General features: G+C 69.1%; 21 protein-coding genes and 1 tRNA gene. 18 read left to right on the forward strand and 4 right to left on the reverse strand.

The annotated features are described in order from the left end of the window. Positions 1–14: 14 nt before the first annotated feature. Entirely contained in the window at positions 15–656 is a 642-nt protein-coding gene (locus AC3ZJJ_RS04875) for a TIGR03085 family metal-binding protein (protein WP_489894128.1), read from the reverse strand. A 96-nt stretch (positions 657–752) separates the two neighbouring features. Between AC3ZJJ_RS04875 and hisI the strand changes: the two genes are divergently transcribed. The 11 genes from hisI to pyk all read left to right on the forward strand — a co-directional run bounded on the left by hisI (position 753) and on the right by pyk (position 15,770). Then, positions 753–1,169 (forward strand): phosphoribosyl-AMP cyclohydrolase, encoded by a 417-nt coding sequence (gene hisI, locus AC3ZJJ_RS04880; RefSeq protein ID WP_489894129.1) that lies wholly within the window; start codon positions 753–755, stop codon positions 1,167–1,169. Positions 1,170–1,243: 74 nt separating this feature from the next. After that, positions 1,244–2,794 carry an anthranilate synthase component I gene (locus tag AC3ZJJ_RS04885; RefSeq protein WP_489894130.1) on the forward strand — a complete coding sequence of 517 codons (1,551 nt, stop codon included), beginning with the start codon at positions 1,244–1,246 and terminating at the stop codon, positions 2,792–2,794. Continuing rightward, positions 2,791–3,417, forward strand: coding sequence for a Trp biosynthesis-associated membrane protein (locus AC3ZJJ_RS04890; RefSeq protein ID WP_489894131.1), 627 nt, complete (start codon positions 2,791–2,793; stop codon positions 3,415–3,417). Before AC3ZJJ_RS04885 ends, AC3ZJJ_RS04890 begins: the two co-directional genes overlap by 4 nt. Positions 3,418–3,535: 118 nt before the next feature. After that, the gene (locus AC3ZJJ_RS04895) at positions 3,536–3,805 is read left to right on the forward strand and encodes an HGxxPAAW family protein (protein WP_489894132.1); all 270 of its coding nucleotides are present in this window, start codon (positions 3,536–3,538) and stop codon (positions 3,803–3,805) included. A 2-nt stretch (positions 3,806–3,807) separates the two neighbouring features. Continuing rightward, the gene (gene trpC, locus AC3ZJJ_RS04900; protein ID WP_489894133.1) at positions 3,808–4,638 is read left to right on the forward strand and encodes an indole-3-glycerol phosphate synthase TrpC; all 831 of its coding nucleotides are present in this window, start codon (positions 3,808–3,810) and stop codon (positions 4,636–4,638) included. A gap of 49 nt (positions 4,639–4,687) precedes the next feature. Continuing rightward, on the forward strand, positions 4,688–5,980 hold the full coding sequence (trpB, locus tag AC3ZJJ_RS04905; RefSeq protein WP_489894134.1) for a tryptophan synthase subunit beta: 1,293 nt from the start codon (positions 4,688–4,690) through the stop codon (positions 5,978–5,980). Continuing rightward, positions 5,980–6,771, forward strand: a complete 792-nt coding sequence (gene trpA / locus AC3ZJJ_RS04910; protein ID WP_489894135.1) for a tryptophan synthase subunit alpha — start codon at positions 5,980–5,982, stop codon at positions 6,769–6,771. Before trpB ends, trpA begins: the two co-directional genes overlap by 1 nt. Continuing rightward, complete coding sequence (gene lgt / locus AC3ZJJ_RS04915; RefSeq protein ID WP_489894136.1) at positions 6,768–7,757, forward strand: prolipoprotein diacylglyceryl transferase; 990 nt, start codon at positions 6,768–6,770, stop codon at positions 7,755–7,757. The genes trpA and lgt overlap by 4 nt, the downstream gene beginning before the upstream one ends. A 362-nt stretch (positions 7,758–8,119) precedes the next feature. Then, on the forward strand, positions 8,120–12,730 hold the full coding sequence (gltB, locus tag AC3ZJJ_RS04920) for a glutamate synthase large subunit (protein ID WP_489894137.1): 4,611 nt from the start codon (positions 8,120–8,122) through the stop codon (positions 12,728–12,730). Further along, complete coding sequence (locus AC3ZJJ_RS04925) at positions 12,723–14,180, forward strand: glutamate synthase subunit beta (RefSeq protein WP_489894138.1); 1,458 nt, start codon at positions 12,723–12,725, stop codon at positions 14,178–14,180. The genes gltB and AC3ZJJ_RS04925 overlap by 8 nt, the downstream gene beginning before the upstream one ends. 57 nt (positions 14,181–14,237) lie before the next feature. After that, on the forward strand, positions 14,238–15,770 hold the full coding sequence (gene pyk / locus AC3ZJJ_RS04930) for a pyruvate kinase (RefSeq protein ID WP_489894139.1): 1,533 nt from the start codon (positions 14,238–14,240) through the stop codon (positions 15,768–15,770). Between the two features lie 133 nt (positions 15,771–15,903). On the opposite strand, the gene AC3ZJJ_RS04935 is transcribed toward pyk, so the two are convergent. Further along, the gene (locus tag AC3ZJJ_RS04935) at positions 15,904–16,506 is read right to left on the reverse strand and encodes an ANTAR domain-containing response regulator (protein ID WP_489894140.1); all 603 of its coding nucleotides are present in this window, start codon (positions 16,504–16,506) and stop codon (positions 15,904–15,906) included. Between the two features lie 163 nt (positions 16,507–16,669). On the opposite strand from AC3ZJJ_RS04935, the gene AC3ZJJ_RS04940 reads away from it, so the two are divergent. The 4 genes from AC3ZJJ_RS04940 (at position 16,670) to AC3ZJJ_RS04955 (ending at position 19,115) form a co-directional block, all read left to right on the forward strand. Continuing rightward, positions 16,670–16,750 (forward strand) — tRNA-Leu (locus AC3ZJJ_RS04940). A gap of 189 nt (positions 16,751–16,939) precedes the next feature. Further along, positions 16,940–18,280 (forward strand): inorganic phosphate transporter, encoded by a 1,341-nt coding sequence (locus AC3ZJJ_RS04945; RefSeq protein ID WP_489894141.1) that lies wholly within the window; start codon positions 16,940–16,942, stop codon positions 18,278–18,280. Next, complete coding sequence (locus tag AC3ZJJ_RS04950; RefSeq protein WP_489894142.1) at positions 18,277–18,504, forward strand: hypothetical protein; 228 nt, start codon at positions 18,277–18,279, stop codon at positions 18,502–18,504. Before AC3ZJJ_RS04945 ends, AC3ZJJ_RS04950 begins: the two co-directional genes overlap by 4 nt. 50 nt (positions 18,505–18,554) lie before the next feature. Continuing rightward, positions 18,555–19,115, forward strand: coding sequence for a dihydrofolate reductase family protein (locus AC3ZJJ_RS04955; RefSeq protein ID WP_489894143.1), 561 nt, complete (start codon positions 18,555–18,557; stop codon positions 19,113–19,115). Positions 19,116–19,157: 42 nt separating this feature from the next. On the opposite strand, the gene arfB is transcribed toward AC3ZJJ_RS04955, so the two are convergent. Continuing rightward, the gene (gene arfB, locus AC3ZJJ_RS04960) at positions 19,158–19,580 is read right to left on the reverse strand and encodes an alternative ribosome rescue aminoacyl-tRNA hydrolase ArfB (RefSeq protein ID WP_489894144.1); all 423 of its coding nucleotides are present in this window, start codon (positions 19,578–19,580) and stop codon (positions 19,158–19,160) included. A gap of 87 nt (positions 19,581–19,667) precedes the next feature. Continuing rightward, positions 19,668–20,216, reverse strand: a complete 549-nt coding sequence (locus AC3ZJJ_RS04965; protein ID WP_489894145.1) for a hotdog fold thioesterase — start codon at positions 20,214–20,216, stop codon at positions 19,668–19,670. Between the two features lie 85 nt (positions 20,217–20,301). Here AC3ZJJ_RS04965 and polA point away from each other — a divergent pair, with 85 nt between their 5' ends. The 3 genes from polA (at position 20,302) to rpsA (ending at position 26,028) form a co-directional block, all read left to right on the forward strand. Beyond that, on the forward strand, positions 20,302–22,935 hold the full coding sequence (polA, locus tag AC3ZJJ_RS04970) for a DNA polymerase I (protein WP_489895695.1): 2,634 nt from the start codon (positions 20,302–20,304) through the stop codon (positions 22,933–22,935). Positions 22,936–23,013: 78 nt separating this feature from the next. Further along, the gene (locus AC3ZJJ_RS04975) at positions 23,014–24,315 is read left to right on the forward strand and encodes a GNAT family N-acetyltransferase (RefSeq protein ID WP_489895697.1); all 1,302 of its coding nucleotides are present in this window, start codon (positions 23,014–23,016) and stop codon (positions 24,313–24,315) included. 246 nt (positions 24,316–24,561) lie between these two features. Next, entirely contained in the window at positions 24,562–26,028 is a 1,467-nt protein-coding gene (gene rpsA, locus AC3ZJJ_RS04980) for a 30S ribosomal protein S1 (RefSeq protein WP_489894146.1), read from the forward strand. Positions 26,029–26,214: the final 186 nt, after the last annotated feature.

The raw sequence follows: 26,214 nt of genomic DNA on the forward strand, positions 1-26,214 counted from the left end.
AGCATGGGGCGGGGCTAGGATTCCAGGTCCGCGCTCCGCAGCAGGGCGACGGCGTCCGGCGCGCCCTCGAACGTCACCAGGGCCTGGCCGCGGCGGCCGTGGGCATGCATCAGCAGTTCGGCGGGTTCGCCGGTGATGGCGACCGACGTTGTGGCCCGGCGGGCGACGTGACGCTGTCCGTCGGGGCGGCAGAGGATGATGCCGACGTCCACTCCGCGGTACAGGAGTGCCGAGCCGCGGACCAGCGCGCGCCACAGCTCGTCCGAGTACTCCTCGTCCAGGATGCGTGGGGCCCAGCGGTCGCCCGCGCGGCGAACGTCCTCCGTGTGCACGAAGAACTCCACCAGGTTGGCGGCGTGCTCCACCGCCGGCAGTGCCAGGGGGGACAGCCTCGCGGGACCGCGGGCGAACCTGCCCACCAGCGCGGCATACCCCGACGCCGTCGACGCTTCGCGGGCCAGTGAGTCGATCGCCCGGTCCAGGCGACCGGACAGGGCCTTGACGACGATTCCGGCGGCGAGGGGACTGTGCTCGCGCAGGTACAGGTGCGCGGCCAGGTGGCGGGTGCGCCAGCCGCCGCACAGCGTGGTCTCGTCGGGGCCGGCGGCCAGCAGGACCTCGGCAAGGACTTCGCGTGAAGGGGGTACGAATCGCATCACTGTCGAAACTAGCATGGGGCCGTTGAAATCTGGTGGTGTGGAGCGCGGTCATCAAGCGGCGGCGCGCGCGGCGAAGCGACTAGACTGGCAAGGATGTCCCACAACCCAGCTTCGCTCCCCGAACCTCCTGCCGCCCCCGGCGCGGTCCGCTCCCTGGACCCCGGCATCGCGGCGCAGCTGAAGAAGGACGCGTCCGGTTTGGTCGCCGCCATCGTCCAACAGCACAACACCGGCGAGGTTCTGATGCTCGGCTGGATGGACGAGGAGGCCCTGCGCAGAACACTGACGAGCGGGCGGGTGACCTTCTGGTCCCGGTCCCGCGGCGAATACTGGCGCAAGGGAGACACCTCCGGACACGTTCAGCTGGTCCACTCCGTGGCCTTGGACTGCGACGGAGACGCCCTGCTGGTCACGGTCGACCAGGTCGGCGCCGCGTGCCACACGGGCACGCGCACGTGCTTCGACGGCCGGGACCTGGGCGCAGTGGCCGCGGCCGCTCCCTCCGCCTGACCGCCCGACCGCCCGCGCCCGAGGGCGTCTGCCGCACAGCCACCACCACCGCCGACGAGGAAGGCCTCCACACGATGCAAGGACTCGGGGTCATCTCCCCAACGCTCGAGGAGTTCCGCGAACTCGCCCGCAACCGCAGGGTCGTCCCGGTCACGCTGCGCGTGCTGGCGGACACGCTCACGCCGATCGCGATCTACGGCCGCCTCTCCGGCGGGCGGCCCGGCACGTTCCTGATGGAGAGCGCGGCCGCCGGCGGGGTCTGGAGCCGCTACTCCTTCATCGGCTGCGGTTCGCCGGCCACGTTGACCACCCGCGACGGCAAGGCCCACTGGCTCGGCAACCCGCCCGCGGGGATCCCCACGAAGGGCAACCCGGTGGAGATCCTCCGGGATACGGTCGCGATGCTGCGCACCGAACCGCTCGACGGACTTCCCCCGCTGACCTCGGGCATGGTCGGCTTCATCGGCTGGGAGGCCGTCCGCCACTGGGAGCGCCTGCCGAACCCGCCCCATGACGATCTCGGGCTCCCGGAACTGGCCATGAACCTGGTGGGCGACATGGCCGCGCACGACAACACCGACGGCAGCGTCACCCTCATCGCCAACGCCATCAACCAGGACGGCGCCGAGACCGGCGTGGACGGCGCATACGCCCACGCGGTGGAACGGGTGTGGGACATGCTCTCCCGGCTCGACGCCGCCGCGCCGGCCGGAGTGTCCGCGTTCAGCGGAACGGACGTGCCGCGCGAAGACCTCATGAAGGCCGTCACCCATAGCTGGGACGAGGACTCCTACCGGCAGGCCATCCTGCGCGGCAAGGAGGCGATCGTCGACGGCGAGGTGTTCCAAGTGGTCGTCTCCCGGCGCTTCGAACTGCAGACCGACGCCGACCCGCTGGACGTCTACCGGATCCTTCGGACCACGAACCCGAGCCCCTACATGTACCTGTTCAACATGGAGGACACCCACGGGAGCCGGTACTCGATCGTCGGTTCCTCCCCGGAGGCGCTTGTGACGGTCAACGACCGCCACGTCGTGACGCACCCCATCGCCGGCTCCCGCCCCCGCGGCGCCACCTACGAGGACGACCTCCTTTTCGAGAAGGACCTGCTCGCCGACGAGAAGGAGCGGGCCGAGCACCTGATGCTCGTGGACCTTGCCCGCAACGACCTCTCCAAGGTCTGCGAACCGGGGACCGTGGAGGTCAGCCAGTTTATGGAAGTCGAACGCTTCAGCCACATCATGCACCTCGTGAGCAACGTCGTCGGCCGCCTTTCGGCGGGCGCCACGTCCTACGACGTGCTCGCGGCGACGTTCCCGGCCGGCACCCTCTCCGGTGCCCCCAAGCCGCGGGCGCTGCGCCTGCTGGACGAGATGGAGCCGCAGCGGCGCGGCGTCTATGGCGGCGTGGTCGGATATCTGGACTTCGCCGGCGACATGGACATGGCGATCGCCATCCGCTCGGCCCTGATCAAGGACGGGCGCGCCTACGTCCAGGCGGGCGGCGGCATCGTGGCCGATTCCGATCCCGAAGCCGAGTCGCTCGAGAGCATCAACAAGTCGGCCGCGCCGCTTCGGGCCGTGTGGGCCGCGGGCAGCATGCGGCCCGCTGGAGAAACTTCATGAGCGGCCCCAAGGCAACGCCGGAGACGACACGCGGCCGCTTCTGGCCGCCGTCGCGCCGCAGCGTGGTCTTCGCCGCCGCAGCCGGCGCCGTGGCCGCGCTGGCCACCGCCACGCGCGTCTGGATCAACGTGCTCCCGGCCGAGGGCTCGATCAACACCGCGCCGATCGATGTGGCCGGGTCCGACGCGGCCACTGCAGTCGCCGCCCTCGCCGTGGTCGCGCTCGCCGGCGCCGTCGCCTCGGCCATCGCTGGCGCCGTCGCCAGGTACGTTATCGCGGCCCTGCTCGCCGCGTCCGGCGTCGGAATCGTCGCGTCTGCCGTCGCCGTTGTTATGGACCCCATGGGCGCGGCGGCCTCCGCCGTCGGCGCCGCGGCGGGCACTCCCACGGTGCAGGGAAGCTACGACGTGCACGCCTGGCCATGGGTCGCCGCGGCCGCCGGCGCCTGGATCGTGGTCAGCGCGGCGGTGCTGGCGATCGCGGGCCGGCATTGGCGCGTCAGCCGCAAGTATGCGGCGCCCGCGGCAGCGGCGGACGCGCGTTCCAACGGCGCGGCCGGCGGCCCGGTCAACGAGATCGACGGGTGGGACAGCCTCTCCCGCGGCGAGGACCCCACCCGCTGACGGTGGCCGCGGCAGGCACGCAACATGGCGTCCCGGCAGGCAAAAGAATGGCAGAATGTAACTAGTTTCGACCCGGGCGCGAACCCGGTCAGTCCAGCCGATGAGGAGTAGAGCAGCCATGGCCACCAATGCCGAAGCCACCACCGCACAGGGGTTCGATCCGATGCACGCCGAGCCCATCGGCCACGGCAACAGCGTCGCCGCATGGACCGCCGTCGGGATCATGCTCGTGGGCACGCTGATCGGCTGCATCGGGTTCGCGCTGTCCAACGTCGTGGCCGTGGCGGCCGGCGCCGTCGTGGTCCTCCTCGGCCTCGTCGGCGGCTGGTTCATGAAGAAGATCGGCTACGGCGTCGGCGGAAGCAAGACCAAGGACAGCGAACACTAGGCGTGAGCGTTCTCGACGACATCATCTCCGGAGTCCGCGAGGACCTGCGCGGGCGCCAGTCCACGATCGATTCGGCGGCGATCCGCGAGCTGGCCCTGGCCGCGGCGCCGGCCCGAAACGCGTTCGCCGCCCTCGGCGGGACAGCCGACGGCACGGGCCGCGACACCGTCATGCGGGTCATCTCCGAGGTCAAGCGCAAGAGCCCCTCCAAGGGCGCCCTCGCGGAGATCCCGGAACCCGCCGCGCTGGCGAGGCACTACCGCGACGGCGGCGCGTCAGTGATCTCGGTTCTCACGGAAGAGCGGCGCTTCGGCGGCTCGTTGGCTGACTTCGACGCCGTCCGCGCCGCCGTGGACATCCCGCTGCTGCGCAAGGACTTCACCGTGGAGCCCTATCAGGTCTTCGAGGCCCGCGCGCACGGCGCCGATCTTGTCCTCCTGATCGTGGCCGCCCTGGACGACGCCGCGCTGGCGGAGTTGCTCGCGCTGACGCACGAGCTGGGCATGGAGGCCCTGGTGGAGGCGCACACCGAAGAGGAAGTGGACCGTGCCGTCGCGGCGGGCGCCCGCGTCATCGGCGTGAACGTCCGAAACCTCAAGACGCTCGACGTCGACCGCTCCAACTTCGCCCGGCTCGCGGACCGCATCCCGGCCTCGGCCGTGATCGTCGCCGAGTCCGGCGTGCGCCACGCGGACGACGTCGCCGAGTACGCGACCCACGGGGCCGACGCCATCCTGGTCGGCGAGGCCCTGGTCAAGGACAACGCCCCGGCCGACGCGGTGCGGGCGTTCGTCGCCGCCGGCACCGCCGCCCGTCCGGCGCGACGGGCCTGAACGGGCGCACCCACCAGCTTCCCTCCCAGCAAGACAGGACGGCCACACCATGACCGAGACCCCCAGCCAGCCAGAGGCCACCGAGCCGGTCGAGGCCTTCCTCGACGGCGGTCCCAGCCTCCGCAACGCCCCCGGGCCATACTTCGGGGGATACGGCGGCCGGTGGATGCCGGAGTCGTTGATCGCCGCGTTGGACGAGCTGCAGGACACGTTCGAGAAGGCCAAGGCCGATCCCTCCTTCACCGCGGAGATCGCCGAGCTGAACCGCAACTACTCCGGCCGCCCGTCGCTGTTGACGGAGGCCAAGAGGTTCGCCGAGCACGCCGGGGGAGTCCGCGTTTTCCTCAAGCGCGAGGACCTCAACCACACCGGTTCGCACAAGATCAACAACGTCCTGGGCCAGGCCCTGCTGGCAAAGCGGATGGGCAAGACTCGCCTCATCGCCGAGACCGGCGCCGGCCAGCACGGGGTCGCAAGCGCAACTGCGGCCGCGCTCATGGGCATGGAGTGCGTGGTCTACATGGGCGCCGAGGACACCAGGCGCCAGGCGCTGAACGTCGCGCGCATGAAGCTCCTCGGCGCAACGGTCATCCCCGTCACCGCCGGGTCCAAGACGCTCAAGGATGCCATCAACGAGGCGCTGCGCGACTGGGTGGCGAATGTGGACAACACCCACTACCTGCTGGGGACCGCGGCGGGCGCGCATCCCTTCCCGGCCATGGTCCGCTTCTTCCACCAGGTGATCGGAGAGGAGGCCAGGGAGCAGATTCTCGAACAGACGGGGCGCCTCCCGGACGCCGTGTGCGCCTGCGTCGGTGGCGGCTCCAACGCCATCGGCATCTTCCACGGCTTCCTGGACGACCCCTCCGTGGAGCTCTACGGACTCGAGGCCGGCGGCGACGGCGTCGACACCCCCCGGCACGCCGCGACCATCACGTTGGGGCGCCCGGGCGTGCTCCACGGCGCCAAGACGTACCTGATGCAGGACGAGGACGGCCAGACCATCGAGTCGCACTCCATCTCGGCGGGGCTCGACTACCCGGGCGTTGGACCCGAGCACTCCTACCTGCACGACATCGGGCGCGTGACCTACGAGCCCATCACCGACACCGAGGCCATGGAGGCATTCCGGCTGCTGTGCCGGACCGAGGGCATCATCCCGGCGATCGAGTCCTCCCACGCCCTCGCGGGTGCCCTGAAGGTCGGCCGCCGGAAGGTGGAGGCCGGCGCGGACCCCAAGGAAACCATCATCATGGTCAACCTGTCCGGCCGCGGGGACAAGGACGTGGGAACCGCCGCAGAGTGGTTCGACATCATCGACGCCGAAGGACAGGACCAGTAATGCAGAGCAAGTCCGCCGCAGCCATCGACCGCGCACGCTCGGAGGGCCGCCCGGCGTTGATCTGCTACCTGCCGGCGGGCTACCCGGACGTGCAGACGACGATCGACGCCGCGGTCGCCATGGCCGAGAACGGCGCCGACATCATCGAGGTCGGAATTCCCTACTCGGATCCGGTCATGGACGGCGCCGTCATCCAGGCGGCCACGGTGCAGGCGCTTGCCGACGGTTTCCGTGTGGCCCAGGTCTTCGACGTGGTCCGCGGCATCACGGAGCGCTGCGACGCCGCCGTGATGGTCATGACGTACTGGAACCCCGTGCTGCGCCTCGGCGTGGACGAGTTTGCCCGCCGCCTGGCGGAGGCAGGCGGGGCCGGGCTGATCACGCCGGACCTGATCCCGGACGAGGCGGGCGAGTGGATCGAGGCCTCGGACCGTCACGGGCTCGACCGGGTGTTCCTGGTCGCTCCGAGCTCCACGCCCGAGCGCATGAAGTCCACGGTCGAGGCAAGCCGCGGGTTCGTCTACTGCGTCTCGATCATGGGGGTGACCGGCGCGCGCACCAGCGTCGCGAACACCGCGGCCGCCGTCGTCGAGGCCGCGCACGAGGCCGGGGCCGAACGCGCCTGTGTGGGGCTCGGAGTCTCCAGGGCGGAACACGTCGAGGAAATCGGCGCCTACGCCGACGGCGTGATCGTGGGCACGGCGCTCGTCGCGGCGCTGCGCGACGGCGGCGTCGACGCCGTGGGTCGACTGACGGCCGAACTCAGCGGGAAGAAGGAAGCGACCGCATGAGCGCCGCCCTTTTCCTTCCGGCTTCCATCCCCAGCCCGCCGCAGGAACTCGCCAGCTTCTCGCTGGGTCCGCTGACCATCCACGCCTACGCCCTGTGCATCCTGGTCGGCATCGTGGCCGCCATGTGGCTGACCGCGCGCCGCTGGAAGGCCAAGGGCGGGCCGGACGGCGTTGTGTGGGACATCTGCATCTGGGCCATCCCCTTCGGCATCGTTGGCGGACGGCTCTACCACATCTTCTCCTCCCCGGACGCGTACTTCGGCCCCGGCTTCGACGGCTCGGGAGACCTCAGCCTGACGTGGCAGATCTGGCGCGGCGGACTCGGCATCTGGGGCGCGGTCGCGCTTGGGCTGGTCGGCGCCTGGATCGGCTGCCGCCGCTACGGGGTGCGCCTCATGGCGTTCGCCGACGCGGCCGCGCCCGGAGTCCTGCTGGCGCAGGCCCTGGGGCGGTGGGGCAACTGGTTCAACCAGGAGCTCTTCGGCGGTCCCACCACCCTGCCGTGGGGTCTCGAGATCGACGCCACCAGCCCCAACTTCCCGCCAGACGCACTTCCCGGGACGCTGTTCCACCCCACGTTCCTCTACGAGTTCCTCTGGAACCTGGCCGGCGTGGCCATCCTTCTGCTGCTCGACCGCAAGTTCAGGTTCCGCCGTGGCGCCATGTTTTGGGCCTATGTCTCCTACTACACGATGGGGCGGCTCTGGATCGAGGCAATGCGCATCGACGACGCGGAGATGATCAACTTCTTCGGCGTCACACAGAGGCTCAACGTGTGGACCAGCCTGCTCCTCCTGGTGGTCTCGCTGGTTGTGTTCGCCTACCTGGCCTCGCGCCACCTCGGGATCCCCGATCCGGGCGTCTACCTGCCCGGACGCGCCCCGGCGGAGGCGGACGGCGTCGCGGCACGCGCCGACGGCGAGCACAATGGCGGCGGCGAGGCTGAGGAGAAGGCGACGGCCGACACAAAGCCCGGCGGCGCGTAAAGAATCCGCGGGCGGCTGGGGGAGCCCAGCCCCGGGGTGCTAATCTCTCCATACTTCCGAATAGCGCCGAACCAAACAACCCTTAAGCGTCGGTCATTCGGAACAGGTACCCGCTGCTTGTGGCAACCGGGTGCCGCGCCCCACAATGAAGTGGACCACCGTAAAGTGGAACACCGCCAGTACAGCCGGCGGCCCACCTCGGCCGGAAGTCCGCCGACGCATCCCCGCGCCGTGCCAGTGCTTCCGACTCATCGGGCACCGTCGGCGAACGCCGGCCTCGACTGCCCAGGGGCCAACGCCGTCCCCTCCGCAACCTTGCGCGGCCACACAGTGGCCGCTCCCCTTATCGGAGAAAGGACACCATGAAACTGACCGGAGATCAGCAGCGCCTCGAGCGCCCTCTGGACGGGGTCGTTACGTCGCCCTTTACCAGCTATGCAAGCATTCCCGCCGCCTCGGGCCTCTACAACCCAGAGAACGAGAAGGACGCGTGCGGCCTGGCCGTCATAGCAACCCTCCGCGGGGAACCCGGCCACGACATCGTCGACGCCGCGCTGACGGCCCTGCGCAACCTGGAGCACCGCGGAGCCGTTGGCGCCGACGAGGGCACGGGCGACGGCGCGGGCCTGCTCACGCAGATTCCCGACGAGTTCTTCCGCGCGGTCGTCGACTTCGACCTGCCGCCTGCCGGATCCTACGTCGTCGGCACGGCCTTCCTTCCCGACGAGCCCACGATCGAGGCCTCGGCCCGCCGCGGGATCGAGGACCTCGCCGAGCAGGAGTCGCTGTCCGTGCTGGGCTGGCGCGACGTGCCGGTGGAGGCGGACATCGTGGGTGCGATGGCGCGCGCCTGCATGCCCCGCTTCGTCCAGCTCTTCCTCGCGCCCGCCGAGGGAACGGCCGTACCCGTCGCGGACCTGGACGCGCGTGCGTTCCGCCTGCGCAAGAGGTCCCAGAACAAGCACGGCGTCTACTTCCCGTCGCTGTCCTCCAAGACCATCGTCTACAAGGGCATGCTGACCACCGCACAGCTGGAGCCGTTCTACCCGGACCTCTCCGATGCGCGCTTCAAGACCCGGCTCGGCATTGTCCACTCCAGGTTCTCCACCAACACGTTCCCGTCCTGGCCCCTGGCCCAGCCCTTCCGCACCATCGCCCACAACGGCGAGATCAACACCGTCAAGGGCAACCGCAACTGGATGCGCGCGCGCCAGTCGCAGCTGGCCGGCGACGTCCTCGGCGAGGTGCCCGAGGAGCTGTTCCCGATCTGCACGCCCGGGGCGTCCGACTCGGCCTCGTTCGACGAGGTCGCCGAACTGCTGATGATCTCCGGGCGCCCCATCACCCACGCCATCATGATGATGATTCCCGAGGCGTGGGAGAACCACACCTCGATGGACCCGGACCGCCGCGCCTTCTACCAGTACCACTCCATGCTGATGGAGCCGTGGGACGGGCCCGCCGCTGTCTCGTTCACCGACGGCAACCTCGTGGGCGCCGTCCTGGACCGCAACGGGCTTCGTCCCGCGCGCTACTGGGTCACCGACGACGGGCTGGTGGTGCTGGCCTCCGAGGTCGGCGTTGTGGACATCGCGCCGGAGAAGATCGTCCGCAAGGGGCGGGTCTCGCCGGGCAAGATGTTCCTGGTCGACACCGAGGCCGGACGCATCATCGAGGACCGCGAGGTCAAGGCCGAGATCGCTGCCGCCCAGCCGTGGAAGGCGTGGGTCGAGCAGAACGTCATCAAGCTCGAGGACCTGCCCGAACGCGAGCACGTCATCCACACCCCGGCCTCCGTTGCCCTGCGCCAGCGCACCTTCGGGTACACCAACGAGGAACTCTCTATCCTGCTGGCCCCCATGGCCAAGACGGGCGCCGAGCCCCTCGGCGCCATGGGCTCGGACACGCCGATCGCGGTGCTGTCCAAGCGCCCCCGCCTCCTGTTCGACTACTTCGCGCAGTCCTTCGCCCAGGTGACCAACCCGCCCCTGGACGCCATCCGCGAGGAGCTGGTCACCAGCATGCGCGGCTCGATCGGTCCGGACGGCAACCTGCTGGACACCGGGCAGGTCAAGGCCCGCCAGATCGCGCTCAAGTTCCCGGTCGTCACCAACGACGAACTCGCGAAGATCAGCAACCTCCGCGAGGAGAACGGATCCAAGGTCTCCCTGAAGGTCCGCGGCCTGTACCGCCCCGAGGGAGGCGAGAAGGAGCTCCGCCAGCGCCTTCAGGAGATCTGCGAGAAGGTGTCCGCCGCGATCAACCGCGGCGTGAAGTTCGTGGTGCTCTCCGACCGCGACTCGAACGCCCAGTGGGCGCCCATCCCCTCGCTGCTGCTGCTCTCCGCCGTCCACCACCACCTCCTCAAGAGCGCGAACCGCACCAAGACGTCTCTGCTGGTGGAGGCCGGCGACGTGCGCGAGGTGCACCACGTGGCGCTGCTCCTCGGCTACGGCGCGTCCGCCATCAACCCGTACCTGGCGCTCGAGTCGGTCGAGGAGATGGCGCTGCGCGGCGACCTCGGCGACACCACGCCGGAGGCCGCGCACGCCAACATGATCAAGGGCCTCGGCAAGGGTGTCCTGAAGATCATGTCCAAGATGGGCATCTCCACCGTCTCCTCCTACTGCGGAGCGCAGACCTTCGAGGCCCTCGGCCTCTCGCAACAGGTCGTCGACCAGTACTTCACGGGCACCCAATCGCAGATGGGCGGGGTCGGACTCGACGTGATCGCCATGGAGGCGGCGGCACGCCACGCCTCGGCGTACCCCGCGGACGGCAACGAGGAGCCGCACCGGGTCCTCGAGACCGGCGGCGAGTACCAGTGGCGCCGCGAGGGCCCGCCCCACCTGTTCAACCCCGAGACGGTCTTCCGGCTCCAGCACGCCACGCGCGAGCGCCGGTACGACATCTTCAAGACCTACACGCAGGGCGTCGACGACCAGTCCCGCGACCTGATGACCCTTCGCGGCCTGCTCGGCTTCAAGCAGGGCGTGCGCCCGGCCGTCCCGCTGGACGAGGTGGAGCCCGTCTCGTCGATCGTCAAGCGGTTCTCCACCGGCGCGATGAGCTACGGCTCCATCTCCCAGGAGGCCCACGAGACGCTGGCCATCGCGATGAACCGGCTCGGCGGCAAGTCCAACACGGGAGAGGGCGGCGAGGACGTGGACCGTCTGCTCGATCCCGAGCGCCGCTCCGCCGTCAAGCAGATCGCGTCCGGCCGCTTCGGCGTCACCAGCCTGTACCTGACCAACGCCGACGACATCCAGATCAAGATGGCGCAGGGGGCCAAGCCCGGCGAGGGCGGCCAGCTGATGAGCCAGAAGGTCTACCCGTGGGTGGCCCGCACCCGGCACTCGACGCCCGGAGTCGGGCTGATCTCGCCGCCGCCGCACCACGACATCTACTCCATCGAGGACCTCGCGCAGCTGATCTACGACGCGAAGCGGGCCAACCCCCGGGCACGCGTGCACGTCAAGCTCGTCTCCGAGGTGGGCATCGGCACGGTGGCCGCCGGCGTGACCAAGGCGAAGGCCGACGTCGTGCTCGTTTCCGGGCACGACGGCGGAACCGGAGCCTCCCCGCTGAACTCGCTCAAGCACGCGGGCGCGCCGTGGGAGCTCGGCCTCGCGGAGACCCAGCAGACGCTGATGCTCAACGGCCTCCGCGACCGCGTGGTGGTCCAGGTCGACGGGCAGCTTAAGACCGGGCGCGACGTGGTCATCGCCGCGCTGCTGGGGGCCGAGGAGTACGGCTTCGCCACCGCGCCGCTGGTCGTGTCCGGCTGCATCATGATGCGCGTCTGCCACCTGGACACCTGCCCCGTGGGCGTCGCGACCCAGAACCCGGAGCTGCGCTCGCGCTTCACCGGCAAGCCCGAGTTCGTCGTGAACTTCTTCGAGTTCCTGGCCGAGGAGGTGCGCGAGATCCTCGCCGAGCTCGGTTTCCGCAGCATCGAGGAGGCCATCGGGCACTCCGAGTTCCTGGACAAGAAGCCGGCCATCGACCACTGGAAGACCGAGGGGCTCGACCTTGAGCCGATCCTCCACGGCTTCGACGGCGACGGCTCGCCGGTGCGCAACCTCGTCGGGCAGAACCACGAGCTCGACGCGCACTTCGACAACCGGCTGATCGAGATGAGCGCGGACGCGCTGGAGAACCGCCAACCGGTGCGAATCAGCCTCGACGTGGTCAACACGGACCGCTCCGTGGGCACCATGCTGGGCAACGCGGTCACCCGGAAGTTCGGGATCGAGACGCTGGCCACGGACACGATCGACGTGACGCTCGCCGGCCAGGCGGGCCAGTCGCTGGGCGCCTTCCTGCCGGAGGGCATCACGCTCCGGCTGTTCGGGGACTCCAACGACTACGTCGGAAAGGGCCTCTCAGGCGGGCGGATCATCGTCCGTCCCGATCGCGCGAACTCCTTCGCGGCGGAACGGAACGTGATCGCCGGCAATGTCATCGGCTACGGCGCGACGAGCGGCGAAATGTACCTCCGGGGCATCGTCGGCGAACGCTTCCTGGTGCGCAACTCCGGCGCCGTCGCGGTGGCGGAGGGCATCGGCGACCACGGCTGCGAATACATGACCGGCGGTACGGCGCTGGTCCTGGGCCCGACGGGACGCAACTTCGGCGCCGGCATGTCCGGCGGCGTCGCCTACGTCCTGGACCTCGACCGCTCGCACGTGAACCTCCAGGCGCTCGACGCCGGCGAGCTCATCCTGCAGGCGGTGCCGGGCGACGACGTCGAAACCGTGCGCGCCATGCTGGCGAGGCACGCGGAGGAGACCGGTTCCACGCTGGCGGCGACGCTGCTGCTGGATTTCCAGGACACCGTTGCCCGCATTACCCAGGTGATGCCGCGCGACTACGCGGCCGTGCTGCAAACCCGTGCCGCCGCAGAGGCGGAAGGACTCGACCCGGACGGCGAAGCCGTTTGGACCAGGATTTTGGAGGCGACCCGTGGCTGATCCGCGTGGATTCCTGAAAGTACGCGATCGCGTAACCCAGCCCCGGCGCCCCGTGCCGGTGCGCATCATGGACTACAAAGAGGTCTACGAACGCCAGGAGGCCGGCACGCTCAAGGAGCAGGCCGGGCGCTGCATGGACTGCGGCATCCCCTTCTGCCACCAGGGTTGCCCGCTCGGCAACCTGATTCCGGAGTGGAACGACCAGGTCTGGAAGGGCCGGATGGGGGAGGCCAGCGATCGACTGCACGCGACCAACAACTTCCCCGAGTTCACCGGCCGCCTCTGCCCGGCGCCCTGCGAGTCCTCGTGTGTGCTGGGCATCAACCAGCCCGCCGTGACCATCAAGCAGATCGAGGTCTCGATCGCCGACCAGGCGTTCGACGACGGGGTGGTGGTCCCGGTGCGCCCGCAGCGCCACACCGACCAGACCATCGCGGTGGTGGGCTCGGGTCCGGCCGGACTCGCCGCGGCACAGCAGCTGACGCGCGCAGGCCACACCGTGGCGGTCTACGAGCGCGACGACGCCATCGGCGGGCTGCTGCGCTACGGCATCCCCGACTTCAAGATGGAAAAGGGCATCCTGGACCGCCGGTTGGATCAGATGCAGGCCGAGGGAACGCGGTTCCGGACCAACGTCGAACTCGGCAAGGACATCTCCTGGGACCAGTTGCGGCGCCGCTACGACGCCGTGGTGGTCGCGACGGGCGCCACTGTGCCCCGCGACCTGCCGATCCCCGGCCGCGACCTCGAGGGCGTGCACTACGCGATGGAGTACCTGGTGCAGTCCAACCGGGTCATTTCCGGCCAAGAGGTCGAGGACCAGATCGATGCCCGCGGAAAGCACGTTGTCATCCTCGGCGGCGGCGACACCGGCGCCGACTGCATCGGCACCGCGCACCGCCAGAAGGCCGCCTCCGTGACGACCCTTGCGATCGGCAAGCAGCCGCCCGCCGAGCGTCCCGCGAACCAGCCGTGGCCGATGTTCCCGCACCTGTTCGAGGTCGCCAGCGCCCACGAGGAGGGCGGTGAACGGACCTACCTCGCCTCTACGGTAGAGTTCGTTGGTGAGGACGGGCGTGTGACTGGCATCACGGTCGCCGAGACGGAGTTCGTGGACGGAAAGCGTGTCCCGAAGGCCGGCACCGAGCGAGTCATACCCGCCGACCTCGTTTTCCTGGCCCTCGGTTTCACCGGGCCCGAGCCCGCTGGGCTCGGCGAGCAGGCCGGCACCGAATTCGACAACCGGGGCAACGTCGCCCGTGACGGTTATTACATGACCAACACGCCCGGCGTGTTCGCGGCCGGCGACGCCGGACGCGGACAATCACTGATCGTGTGGGCCATCGCGGAGGGGCGCGCCTGCGCCGCCGCGGTGGACAAGTACCTGATGGGCGAAACCCGCCTGCCGGCGCCTGTGGCGCCGACCGACCGGGCCATCGGCATGCTCTGACGGCGGCGCATTCCTGCGCCCCGGCCCCGGACAAGGAAAGGCGGATAGGCTGACGCAATGAGACGCGCAAAGATTGTGGCGACATTTGGACCGGCAATCGGCACCTACGAGAAGACGCTTCAAGTCCTCAAGGCGGGGGTGGACGTCGCGCGGCTCAACATGAGCCATGGCGAGTACTCCACCCACGCGGAGAACCTGGCGAATGTCAGGCAGGCCTCCGAGGAACTCGGCCGCCCGGTGGGCGTGTTCGCCGACCTCCAGGGACCGAAGATCCGGCTGGGCCGCTTCTCGGGCGGGCCCCACCTGCTGGCGGTGGGCGACCGGTTCACGATCACCGTCGAGGACATCGAGGGCACGAAGGACATCTGCTCCACGACCTTCAAGGGACTCCCGCAGGACGTTGCCGTGGGGGACCGGCTGCTCGTCAACGACGGGCGCGTGGCCCTTAAGGCCGTGGAGGTCGACGACAAGCAGGTCGTCACCGAGGTCGTCGTCGGAGGCGAGGTGTCCAACAACAAGGGCATCAACCTGCCAGGCGTCGCCGTGAACGTCCCCGCTCTGAGCGAGAAGGACGAGGAGGACCTGCGCTGGGCCATCCGCGCCGGCGTCGACATGGTCGCACTGTCCTTCGTGCGCAACGCGAGCGACATATCGCGGGTCCACGAAATCATGGACGAGGAGGGCCGGCGGCTGCCGGTCATCGCCAAGGTGGAGAAGCCCCAGGCCGTCGACGCGCTCGAGGAGATCATCGACGCGTTCGACGCCATCATGGTGGCCCGCGGCGACCTGGGCGTGGAACTTCCGCTCGAGGAAGTGCCGCTGGTGCAGAAGCGCGCCATCGAGCTCGCGCGGCGCTGGGCCAAGCCGGTCATCGTTGCCACGCAGGTCCTCGAGTCCATGATCGACAGCCCGACGCCGACGCGCGCCGAGGCGTCGGACTGCGCCAACGCCGTCCTCGACGGCGCCGACGCGGTGATGCTCTCCGGCGAGACCAGCGTGGGGGCCTACCCGATCGAGACGGTCGAAACGATGGCCCGCATCATCGAGGCCACCGAGGACCACGGGCTGCAGCGGATTCCGCCGCTCGGCAGCCGGCCAAAGACCCGCGGCGGAGCGATCACCCGCGCGGCCGTGGAGATCGCCGACCAGCTGGACGCGAAGTTCATCGTCGCGTTCACCCAGTCCGGCGACTCCGCGCGCAGGCTCTCCCGCCTCCGCCCGAAGCAGCCGATCCTCGGGTTCACCCCGCTCAAGCACACGTACAACATCATGACGCTGTTCTGGGGGATCCAGCCCCGGCTCGTGGCGTTCGCGGACCACACGGACAAGATGACCGCCCAGGTCGACGAGGCGCTGCAGAAGGAGGGCATCGCCGAGATCAACGACCTGGTCTGCATCGCGGCCGGTTCGCCTCCGGGGCAGGCGGGCTCGACGAACTCCCTGCGCATCCACCGCGTCGGCGACATCGCCGACTCCGGGCAGCTCTACGAGGGCCAGCAGGCGCCCAACCGGGAGAAGGTCGGCCCGTGGCGGACCAAGGAGCAGGCCGTGGACGACATGATCGCGCGGATGCGCGGCGACAAGCCGTAGCGGCACCGGCCGGGTGTTCCCGGCACGGAAAGGGCGGCGGTCCCCGTTGGGGGCCGCCGCCCTTTCCGTGTGCGGGCGTCGTCCGTGTGCCGGCGTGGTCCGCGACCCGGCCGCCGTGCGGCCGGGAGCTTACCTACTTGACCTGGCTGATGATCGTCTCCGCGACCTCGCGCATGCCCAGCCGCCGGTCCATGGACGTCTTCTGGATCCAGCGGAAGGCCTCGGGTTCCGAGAGGCCCATCTTCGTGGTCAGGACGCTCTTCGCGCGCTCGACGAGCTTGCGGGTCTCGAACTGCTCCTGGAGATCGCCGACCTCCTTCTCCAGCGCGACGAGCTGCTCGTGCCGCGACATGGCGATCTCGATGGCGGGGATGAGGTCGTTCGGGGTGAAGGGCTTGACGACGTAGGCCATCGCGCCGGCCTCGCGGGCGCGCTCGACGAGTTCCTTCTGGCTGAAGGCCGTGAGAAGGACCACGGGGGCGATGCGTTCCTTGACGATCGTCTCCGCGGCCGTGATGCCGTCCATCACGGGCATCTTCACGTCCATCAGGACCAGGTCCGGCCGGTGCTCGCGGACCAGCTCGACCGCCTTCTCGCCGTTGTCCGCCTCGGCGACAACCTCGTATCCCTCGCCCTGAAGGATTTCGACGATGTCCAGGCGGATCAGCGTCTCGTCCTCGGCCACCACAACCCGGCGTGCGGGCGTTCCCGACGGTTCCGGGGTTAATTCCGTCATAGTTTCTTGCTCCTGGCTGCCCGGAGCGTGTCCGGGCGTGGGTTGGAACGGATTCTGACTCCAGCCTATCGGCATGTAGAGTTGATTACCGCAACGCATTCGCTGTGATCCTTCTGTGCCCGTCGCGTGACGGGCGGCACGGGGGACCACCGGCGAATCGCCGGCCCGAGTGGCGGAATGGCAGACGCACCGCACTCAAAATGCGGCGCCGCAAGGCGTGTGGGTTCAAGTCCCACCTCGGGCACCCAAGGCTCCCCCAGGGGAGCCTTTTGTGTTGCCCGCGGCGGCCGGTGGGCCAGATTGACTGAGAACCTTGAGACCCTATGATGAATTGTGCGTCGAGGGTGAACGGAACATGTCCGTTGTCCGAAGGACCGGTTAACGAAGCCGTCCCGCACCCGACGGTTCCCCACATCTCCAGATTGGTTGCTTGATGGATCTGACGCTTATCGTCGTCCTCGTCATCGGACTAGCTCTGTTCTTCGACTTCACCAACGGTTTCCACGACACGGCCAACGCCATGGCCACCCCGATTGCCACGGGGGCCATCAAGCCCAAGACGGCTGTCGCCCTGGCCGCGGTGCTCAACCTTGTCGGCGCCTTCCTCTCGACCGAAGTCGCGAAGACCATCTCCGGTGGGCTGATCCGCGAGGGGGACGGTGGGATACAGATCAGTCCCGAGATGATCTATGCCGGCCTGATGGGCGCCGTCCTGTGGAACATGCTGACGTGGCTGCTCGGCCTGCCGTCCAGTTCCTCGCACGCCCTTTTCGGCGGCCTCATCGGAGCGGCCATCGTCGGCGCCGGGTTCTCATCCGTCGACTACGGCGTCCTGACGTCGAAGGTCCTCCTTCCGGCGCTCCTGGCGCCGGTCATCGCCGGAACCTCGGCGTACATGTGCACCAAACTCGCCTACTGGATCACCAAGCGCCCGTCCGGCCTTTCCTCGCCCAAGCGCGGAGGATTCCGCTACGGCCAAGTCTTTTCCTCTTCCCTGGTGGCCCTGGCGCACGGCACCAACGACGCGCAAAAGACCATGGGTGTCATCACACTGACGCTGATCGCCGGCGGCTTCCAGACCGCCGGAACCGGCCCCGCCTTCTGGGTCGTGGCGAGCTGCGCGCTGGCCATCGCGATCGGGACCTACGCCGGCGGCTGGCGCATCATCCGCACGATGGGCTCGGGCCTGACCGAGGTCAAGCCGGCGCAGGGCTTCGCGGCCGAGGCGAGCACGGCCGCGGCCATCCTGGCCTCGTCCCACCTCGGCTTCGCCCTCTCCACCACCCAGGTCGCCTCCGGCTCCGTGATCGGGTCCGGATTGGGCCGCAAGGGCGCGGCGGTGCGTTGGGGGACGGCCGGCCGGATCGCCCTCGGCTGGCTCTTCACCCTCCCGGCTGCCGCGCTGGTCGGCGGGGTCGCCGCCGCGCTGGTCCATCTCGGTGTGCTGGGCCTCGTAAGCGTCACGGTGCTTGGCCTCGCGGCGCTGCTGGTGATCTGGTGGCTTTCCAAGCGGAACGTCGTTGGCCACCACAACGCCGTCAGCGATGTCGCGGGGGCCGGTGCCGCGGTCGACATCCCCACCAAAAAGCGCCGCCGCAAGGCTGCCCGCGACGCACGGCGCCAAGCGGCCGCGGCGCCGGGCGGCCCGGAGTGGCACGTCGGACAGGACGAGCCACCGGTCCGCGCGGCCGCGCCCTCCACTGCCGCGCCGACCCAGCCCACCCATCAGCCGCCGGTCGAGTCCCGCGGCGGCAACCAGGAGGAGACCCGATGACCATCCACTGGGACGCCTTCCTGATCGTCGCGGTCGTAACCTGGTTCTCCGCCCTCCTACTGGTCGCCCTGTATTCCTCGGGGGTCCGGCTGATGGCTGTGGCCGAGGACGAGGACCGCTCGCGCGCCCTCGCCCGGGGGGCCGCCTACGGCTGTTTCGCGCTCTGCGCCGCCGTGGTCCTCTACGGCATCTACCTGATCGTCCCCGCGCTGGGCGGAAGCTAGACGCGTCCGGTGGCGCTGGCATTCCGCGGGACCCGGCCTACTATGTAGCCATGGCGCGCAACCGGTACTACGTGGCAGCATCGGCCGACGGCTACATTGCCGACCAGCAGAACTCGCTGGAATGGTTGTTCGAGGTCGACTTCGACGAGCACGAGTCGTCCATGGACGGGTTTATGTCCGAGGTCGGCGCGCTGGCCATGGGCGCCGACACCTACAGCTGGATGCTGGCGAACGTCGGGGACGGGTGGCCGTATTCCGGCATCCCCACCTGGGTCTTCACCCACCGCGAGCTCGCGGCCTTTCCCGGGGCCGACCTGACGTTCATCCGCGGCGACGTCACCGAGTGGATCGGCGACATCACCGAGGACGCGGGGGAGAAGGACGTGTGGGTGGTCGGCGGCGGGTCGCTCGCGGGACAGTTCGTCGACGCCGGCCTCCTTGACGAGCTCATTCTCTTCAGCATGCCCGTCATCCTCGGCGGCGGGCGTCCGCTGTTCGCCATGCGCGGGAGGGCCCCGCTCGTGCAGACGTCGTCCGTGGACTACGGAGGCGGCGTGCGGGAAACGCGGTACGACGTCGTCAAGCGGCCCGCGTCCGGCCGCAACTTTTAGGGCCGGGACCGGCCCCGCCTCGACCGTTTGCCCCGGCTCGGCCTACTCGGGCGCGGGACGCATGCGCTGGCGTTTCGTCGCCGACCGCTGTTCCTTGGCGGCGAGGCGCCGGCGCTTCGAGCCCGCAGTGGGCTTCGTCGCACGGCGGGGGGCGGATGCCGGGGCCAGGCCACGCGCCACGAGGCTGGACAACTTGGCCAGGGCCAGTTCGCGGTTGCGCAGTTGGGATCGGCGTTCGGAGGCCTGGACGGTGATGGAGCCCGCGACGAGCCGCGTTCCCAGGCGCTCGAGAAGCAGCTCCCGCTGGCTGTCCGACAACGAGGGCGACGCGGCGACGTTCCACGTCAACTCAACGCGGCTGTCCGACGTGTTGACGTGTTGCCCCCCCGGCCCGGACGACCGCGAGAAGCGCCATCCGAGTTCGGACGCGGGAATCGTGAGCTTGGGCGACACCTCCAGATCCATGGGACCAGCCTTGCACGATTCGGTCGGGCCCGCCGTCGCCGACGACGGACCGACCGGCGGCACCGTCGTGGAGAGGACGCCGTCCGCCTACTTCTTGTCCAGAAGCATGTTGGTGATGCGCGACGTGCACACCCGCTTGCCTTCGGCGTTGGTGACCACGATCTCGTGGGTGGTGATGGTCCGGCCAAGGTGGAGCGGGGTGCAGACTCCCGTGACCAGGCCGGAAATCCCGGGCCGGTGATGGGTGGCGGAGATGTCGACGCCGACGGGCATTCTTGCGTCGCCGCCGTGCAGGGCCGCCGCGAAGGAGCCCAGCGTCTCGGCGAGGGCGACGCTGGCTCCGCCGTGCAGGATCCCGGCCACCTGCTGATTGCCCTCGATCGGCATCGTGGCCACGACGCGCTGCGCGCCCATCTCCGTGAACACGATCCCGAGCTTCTCGACGAGCGTGCCGACGCCGTGCGCCGCGAAGCGCGCGCGCATGTCCGGCGGGACGCCGTGCGCCGCCAGCTGCGCCTCGAAAGGGTTGGCGTCCGTGCCGCTCGCGGGGGTGTCGACTGCCCTGCCGTCCGTGCCGGTTGCGCCGGTCCGCGCCGGCGCGGGGGAGGCGGGTCCGCCTGTGAATTTGTCCGTCATGCCAACTAGGCTGGCACCTGTGAGCCAATCATCCAAAACCGAAGCGACCGGCACCCAGCGACTCCTCGTCATCGACGGCCATTCCATGGCGTTCCGGGCCTTCTACGCCCTCCCCGCGGAGAACTTCGCGACCGACACGGGCCAGCACACCAACGCGGTCTACGGCTTCGTGTCGATGCTCATCCGGATGATCCAAGACCAGGCACCCACCCACGTTGGAGTGGCCTTCGACCTCGACACACCGACCTTCCGCTCGGAGGAATACACGGAGTACAAGGCGGGCCGCAACAAGACGCCCGACGAGTTCCACGGCCAGATCGACCTCATCCAGAAGGTCATGGAGGCCATGAACATCCCGACGATCACGTCGGACGGCTACGAGGCCGACGACATCATCGCCACCCTCGCCAACCGGGGGGAGACGGCGGGCTGGGAGGTCGTCGTGGTGTCGGGCGACCGCGACGCGTTCCAGCTGATCACGGACAAGACCACGGTGCTGTACCCGAAGAAAGGCGTCTCGGACATCCCGCCCATGGACTCCGACGCCGTGGAGGCCAAGTACTTCGTCCGCCCGGACCGCTACTCCGACCTCGCCGCGCTGGTGGGGGAGACTGCGGACAACCTGCCGGGCGTTCCCGGCGTCGGGCCCAAGACCGCGGCCAAGTGGATCAACCAATACGGCGGGCTCGAGGGCATCATCGATAACATCGGGGACATCAAGGGCAAGGCGGGGGAATCGCTGCGCGAGCACCTGGAGAGCGTGAAGCGGAACCGGAAGCTCAACCACCTGTTGCGCGAGCTGGACCTCCCAGTGACCCTCGAGGCGCTGGAGCTGGACCGCCCCAACCGCGAGGCGATCGAGGAGCTCTTCGACGCCCTGCAGTTCAACACGCTGCGCAAGCGCCTCTTCGACCTCTTCGGCGAGGACGAGACCGAACACGAGGACGAGGCCGAGGTTCCCGAGCCGACGTTGCTGGACACCCCCGACGCCGTCCGCTCCTGGTTCGCCAACCACGGAGCCCATACCTTGGGCGTCCACCTCGCAACGGTCGCCACGGCGCAGGGAGGGACGGACGCGGTGGGCATCGGGTTCGCGTCCGACGACGCCACGGCGTACGCCGATCTCGAGAGGGCCGACGCGGACACCGAGGCGGCCCTCTCCAAGGTGTTGGCGTCAGAGGACTACAAGAAGGCGCTCCACGACTTCAAGGCCGGCTACAAGCTCCTGCTCGAGCGGGGGATCGACCTGCACGGCGTTGTGGACGACACCATGATCTCGGCCTACCTGATCCAGCCGGACAGGCGCAGCCACGAACTGGGAGACATCGCCCAATACCACCTGCGCATCGCCCTGGACACCGCCAAACCGGCCGACACCGGACAGCTCGAACTCGAGCTGGGCGAGTCGGGCGCGGCCTCCCCGGCCGCCCGGGCCGCCCACGTCATCCGCCTGCTCAGTTCCTATCTCGCGGGCCAGGTGCTGGAACGCGGAGCGGCCACCCTGCTCGGCGACATGGAGCTGCCGTTGTCCAAGGTGCTGGCCCACATGGAGCGCACCGGCATCGCGATCGACACCGGGAAACTGGACAACCTCCTGGCCGACTTCACCATTACCATCGACACCGCGACGGCGGAGGCCTACCGCGCGATCGGGCACGAGGTGAACCTCGGGTCCCCCAAGCAGCTCCAAGTGGTGCTCTTCGAGGAACTGGACCTGCCCAAGACCAAGAAGATCAAGACCGGCTACACCACGGACGCGGACTCGCTCGGGGACCTGCTGGCCAAGACGCAGCACCCCTTCCTTGCCTCGCTGATGGCCTACCGCGACGCCTCGAAACTTCGCCAAACGGTCGAGGGACTCCGGAAGGCCGTGGCGGAGGACGGCCGCATCCACACCACGTATGCCCAGACTGTGGCGGCGACCGGTCGGCTCTCGTCGCTGAACCCCAACCTGCAGAACATCCCCGTGCGCAGCGAGGAGGGCCGGCGCATCCGCGAGGTGTTCGTCGTCGGCGAGGGCTTTGAGACGCTGCTGACGGCGGACTATTCGCAGATCGAGATGCGCATCATGGCGCACCTCTCCGGCGACGAGGCGCTGATCCAAGCCTTCCGCGAGGGGGAAGACCTGCACCGCTTCGTCGGGGCCCAGGTCTTCGGCGTGGAACCCGCCGACGTCAGCGGCGAGATGAGGTCCAAGGTCAAGGCGATGTCCTACGGGCTGGCCTACGGGCTCAGCTCCTTCGGCCTGTCCAAGCAGCTGAACATCCCGGTCGACGAGGCCCGCACTTTGATGAAGAACTACTTCACCCGTTTCGGAGCGGTGCGCGACTACCTGCGCTCGGTCGTGGACCAGGCCAGGATCGACGGCTTCACGTCCACGATCGAAGGCCGGCGCCGCTACCTGCCGGACCTCTCCAGCGACAACCGGCAGTTGCGGGACATGGCCGAGCGCGCCGCCCTCAACGCCCCGATCCAGGGTTCCGCCGCGGACATCATCAAGCGCGCCATGCTCGGCGTGGCCGCGGGCCTGCGCGAAGGGAACATGGAGTCGCGCATGCTGCTGCAGGTCCACGATGAACTTGTCCTGGAGGTCGCGCCCGGAGAGCTCGAGGCCGTGGGCGCCATGGTGCGCGAGCGCATGGGCGCCGCGGCGGAGCTGTCCGTCCCGCTCGACGTCTCCGTCGGCGTGGGAGGCAACTGGCACCAGGCGGGCCATTAGCGCTCGGCGCCCGCTCCAGACCAGCTCCCACTAGTAACGATGCGCACGGTGGGGTTAGGCTCGGGAATCGTGAACACCATGGAACCCCGCACGAGCGCGGGCATCAGGATCGAGCAGTTCCCCGCCGGCGTGGAGGGCGACAGGCCGGATGCCCGCACGGGCGCCTGGTTCGAGGCCGTCAACTTCGGATTTCTGGACTCGACCTTCGAGCCCGCCCACGCGGCGGTCTTCGCCCGCGCCTACATCGAGGACGGCCGGACCCTCTGGGGCGCCTACGACGACGGGGAGCGCCCCGGCGTCTGGAACGCGGAGGTTCCCGTCGCCACCTACGCCACGCTGGTCAACGACCTGAACGTCGGCGGCGGCCGAATGCTGCCGACCCACCAGATCACGGCGGTGACCGTCCGCGCGACCCACCGCCGGCGGGGAATCCTGCGCCAAATGATGACCGAGGACCTCCGCCAGGCCGCCGGGAAGGGCTTGGCCATGGCCGCCCTCACCGCGTCCGAGGCCACCATCTACGGGCGCTTCGGATTCGGCACGGCCACCTTCACGCGCGAAGTGGAGGTCGACGTCCGCGAGCGCTTCGCTCTGCGCGCTCCGGCGACGGGAACCGTGGAGGTCGCCGAACCCGGCACGCTGGTGGACCTGGCGCCCAAGGTCTTCGCGCGCTTCCACGCGCAAACCCGGGGATCCATCGGCAGGCAGTACGGCTACGCCATGCGGGCCTCCGGCCGCTGGGGCGGCGAGAAGCCGGAAGTGGACAAGGGCCTGCGCGCGGCCGTCCACTACTCGGACGGGAACAGTGCGGACGGCTACGTCAGCTACAAGTTCTCCGGATGGGACAAAAAGCCCCGCGCCCTGAAGATCGTGGACCTGGTCGCGGCCACGGGGGAGGCGTACCGGGAATTGTGGCGCTACCTGGGGTCCGTCGACCTGGTGGAGACCATCACCTTCGACGCCGCCGCAGAGAACGACCCGTTGCCTTGGGCGATGACGGACAGCCGCGGCTACGCCGTGAAGGGCTCGGAGGACGTGCTCTGGCTGAGGGTGCTCGACACGGAGGCGGCACTCCGGGAGCGGGCCTGGGCCACGGACGGTTCGTTGTCCGTGGGCGTGGCCGATCCCCTCGGCATCGCCTCCGGCAGGTTCCGGATCGTGGCCGAGGGCGGCAGGGCGTCGGTGGAGCGGCTCGCGGAGGACGCGGACGTCGACGCCGTCCTGCCCGTGGACGTGCTCGGCTCCCTGTACCTCGGCGGCGTCTCCGCGGAGACGCTTTCGGCGGCCGGCCGCCTTCCCGGCACGCCGGCCGACGCGGTCGCGCGGCTGGACGCAATGTTCGGCGCCGGGGGTCCGCCCTACTGCATCACGCACTTCTAGGAGCCGCCCGCCCGCGCCCGGATCCGCGGGTCGGCGCGGAATCGCCGCGTCGGCGCCCGCCCGGTGGGACACGCCGCGCCACGCCGGTCGTTCTTTGACCGCCGTCGCGGGGAGCGGCTAGACTTGGCGGGCATGTCCTGCGCGCTTCCGTGCGCGGAATCGTGCGCCAGATCCATATTTCGGAATATGCCGGGACTTCCGGCTGCCCGACCCACCAAAGACTATCCACATCGGAGCCCCTACTACATGACCATCACCTCCAACGAGAAGACTGGTACCCCGCAGGTCGCCATCAACGACATCGGTACCGCTGAAGACTTCCTCGCAGCCGTCGACGCAACCATCAAGTACTTCAACGATGGGGACCTCGTCGAGGGCGTCGTCGTCAAGGTCGACCGCGACGAAGTTCTGCTCGACATCGGTTACAAGACCGAGGGTGTCATTCCTTCCCGCGAGCTTTCCATCAAGCACGACGTTGACCCGGGCGACGTCGTCGCCGTCGGCGACAACGTCGAGGCTCTCGTCCTCACCAAGGAGGACAAGGAAGGCCGTCTGATCCTCTCCAAGAAGCGCGCGCAGTACGAGCGTGCCTGGGGCGACATCGAAAAGATCAAGGAAGAGGACGGCGTCGTCACCGGCACCGTCATCGAGGTGGTCAAGGGCGGCCTCATCCTCGACATCGGCCTGCGCGGCTTCCTGCCGGCGTCCCTCGTCGAGATGCGCCGCGTGCGCGACCTGGCTCCGTACATCGGCCAGCAGATCGAAGCCAAGATCATCGAGCTGGACAAGAACCGCAACAACGTGGTCCTTTCCCGCCGCGCATGGCTCGAGCAGACCCAGTCCGAGGTTCGCTCCACGTTCCTCAACAAGCTGGAAAAGGGCCAGGTTCGTCCCGGCGTCGTTTCCTCCATCGTCAACTTCGGTGCCTTCGTGGACCTGGGCGGCGTCGACGGACTGGTGCACGTTTCCGAGCTGTCCTGGAAGCACATCGACCACCCGAACGAGGTTGTCGAGGTTGGCCAGGAAGTCACCGTCGAGGTTCTCGAGGTGGACCTGGACCGCGAGCGCGTTTCGCTGTCCCTCAAGGCCACGCAGGAAGATCCGTGGCAGACCTTCGCCCGGACGCACGCGCTGGGCCAGGTTGTCCCGGGTAAGGTCACCAAGCTCGTTCCGTTCGGCGCATTCGTTCGCGTCGAAGACGGCATCGAAGGCCTCGTGCACATCTCGGAGCTGGCCGTGCGCCACGTCGAGCTGGCCGAACAGGTCGTCTCCGTTGGCGACGAGCTGTTCGTCAAGGTCATCGACATCGACCTCGAGCGTCGCCGCATCAGCCTCTCGCTGAAGCAGGCCAACGACGGAGTCGACCCCGAGGGCACCGAATTCGATCCGGCTCTCTACGGCATGGCCGCCGAGTACGACGAAGAGGGCAACTACAAGTACCCCGAGGGCTTCGATCCGGAGACCAACGAGTGGCTTGAGGGCTTCGAGTCCCAGCGTGCCGTCTGGGAGCAGCAGTACGCTGACGCCCAGGCCCGCTGGGAAGCACACAAGAAGCAGGTTGCGCAGCACGCAGCCGAGGACGTCGCGGCCACCGAAGGTGCCGGCGAGTCCGCTTCGACCAGCTACTCCTCGGAGGCTCCGGCCCCCGAGGCCGGCACGCTGGCTTCCGACGAGGCTCTCGCCGCACTGCGCGAGAAGCTCACCGGCGCCTAATACCGGCAGCATCCCGAGGCTTGCCTCGCCGGGGCCCGCACACCATGCGTGTGCGGGCCCCGGCCCATTTAACAACCCGCCACGGGCCGCGAGGACGGGATTGTCGTCGCCCACGCCCACCTGGCCAAGGCGGGGGTCCCCGGACCGCGGGTCCGGTTGGACTGGCCCGCCGTCGACGCAAAGGTG

The sequence above is a fragment of the Arthrobacter sp. AOP29-A2-19 genome (assembly GCF_058138025.1).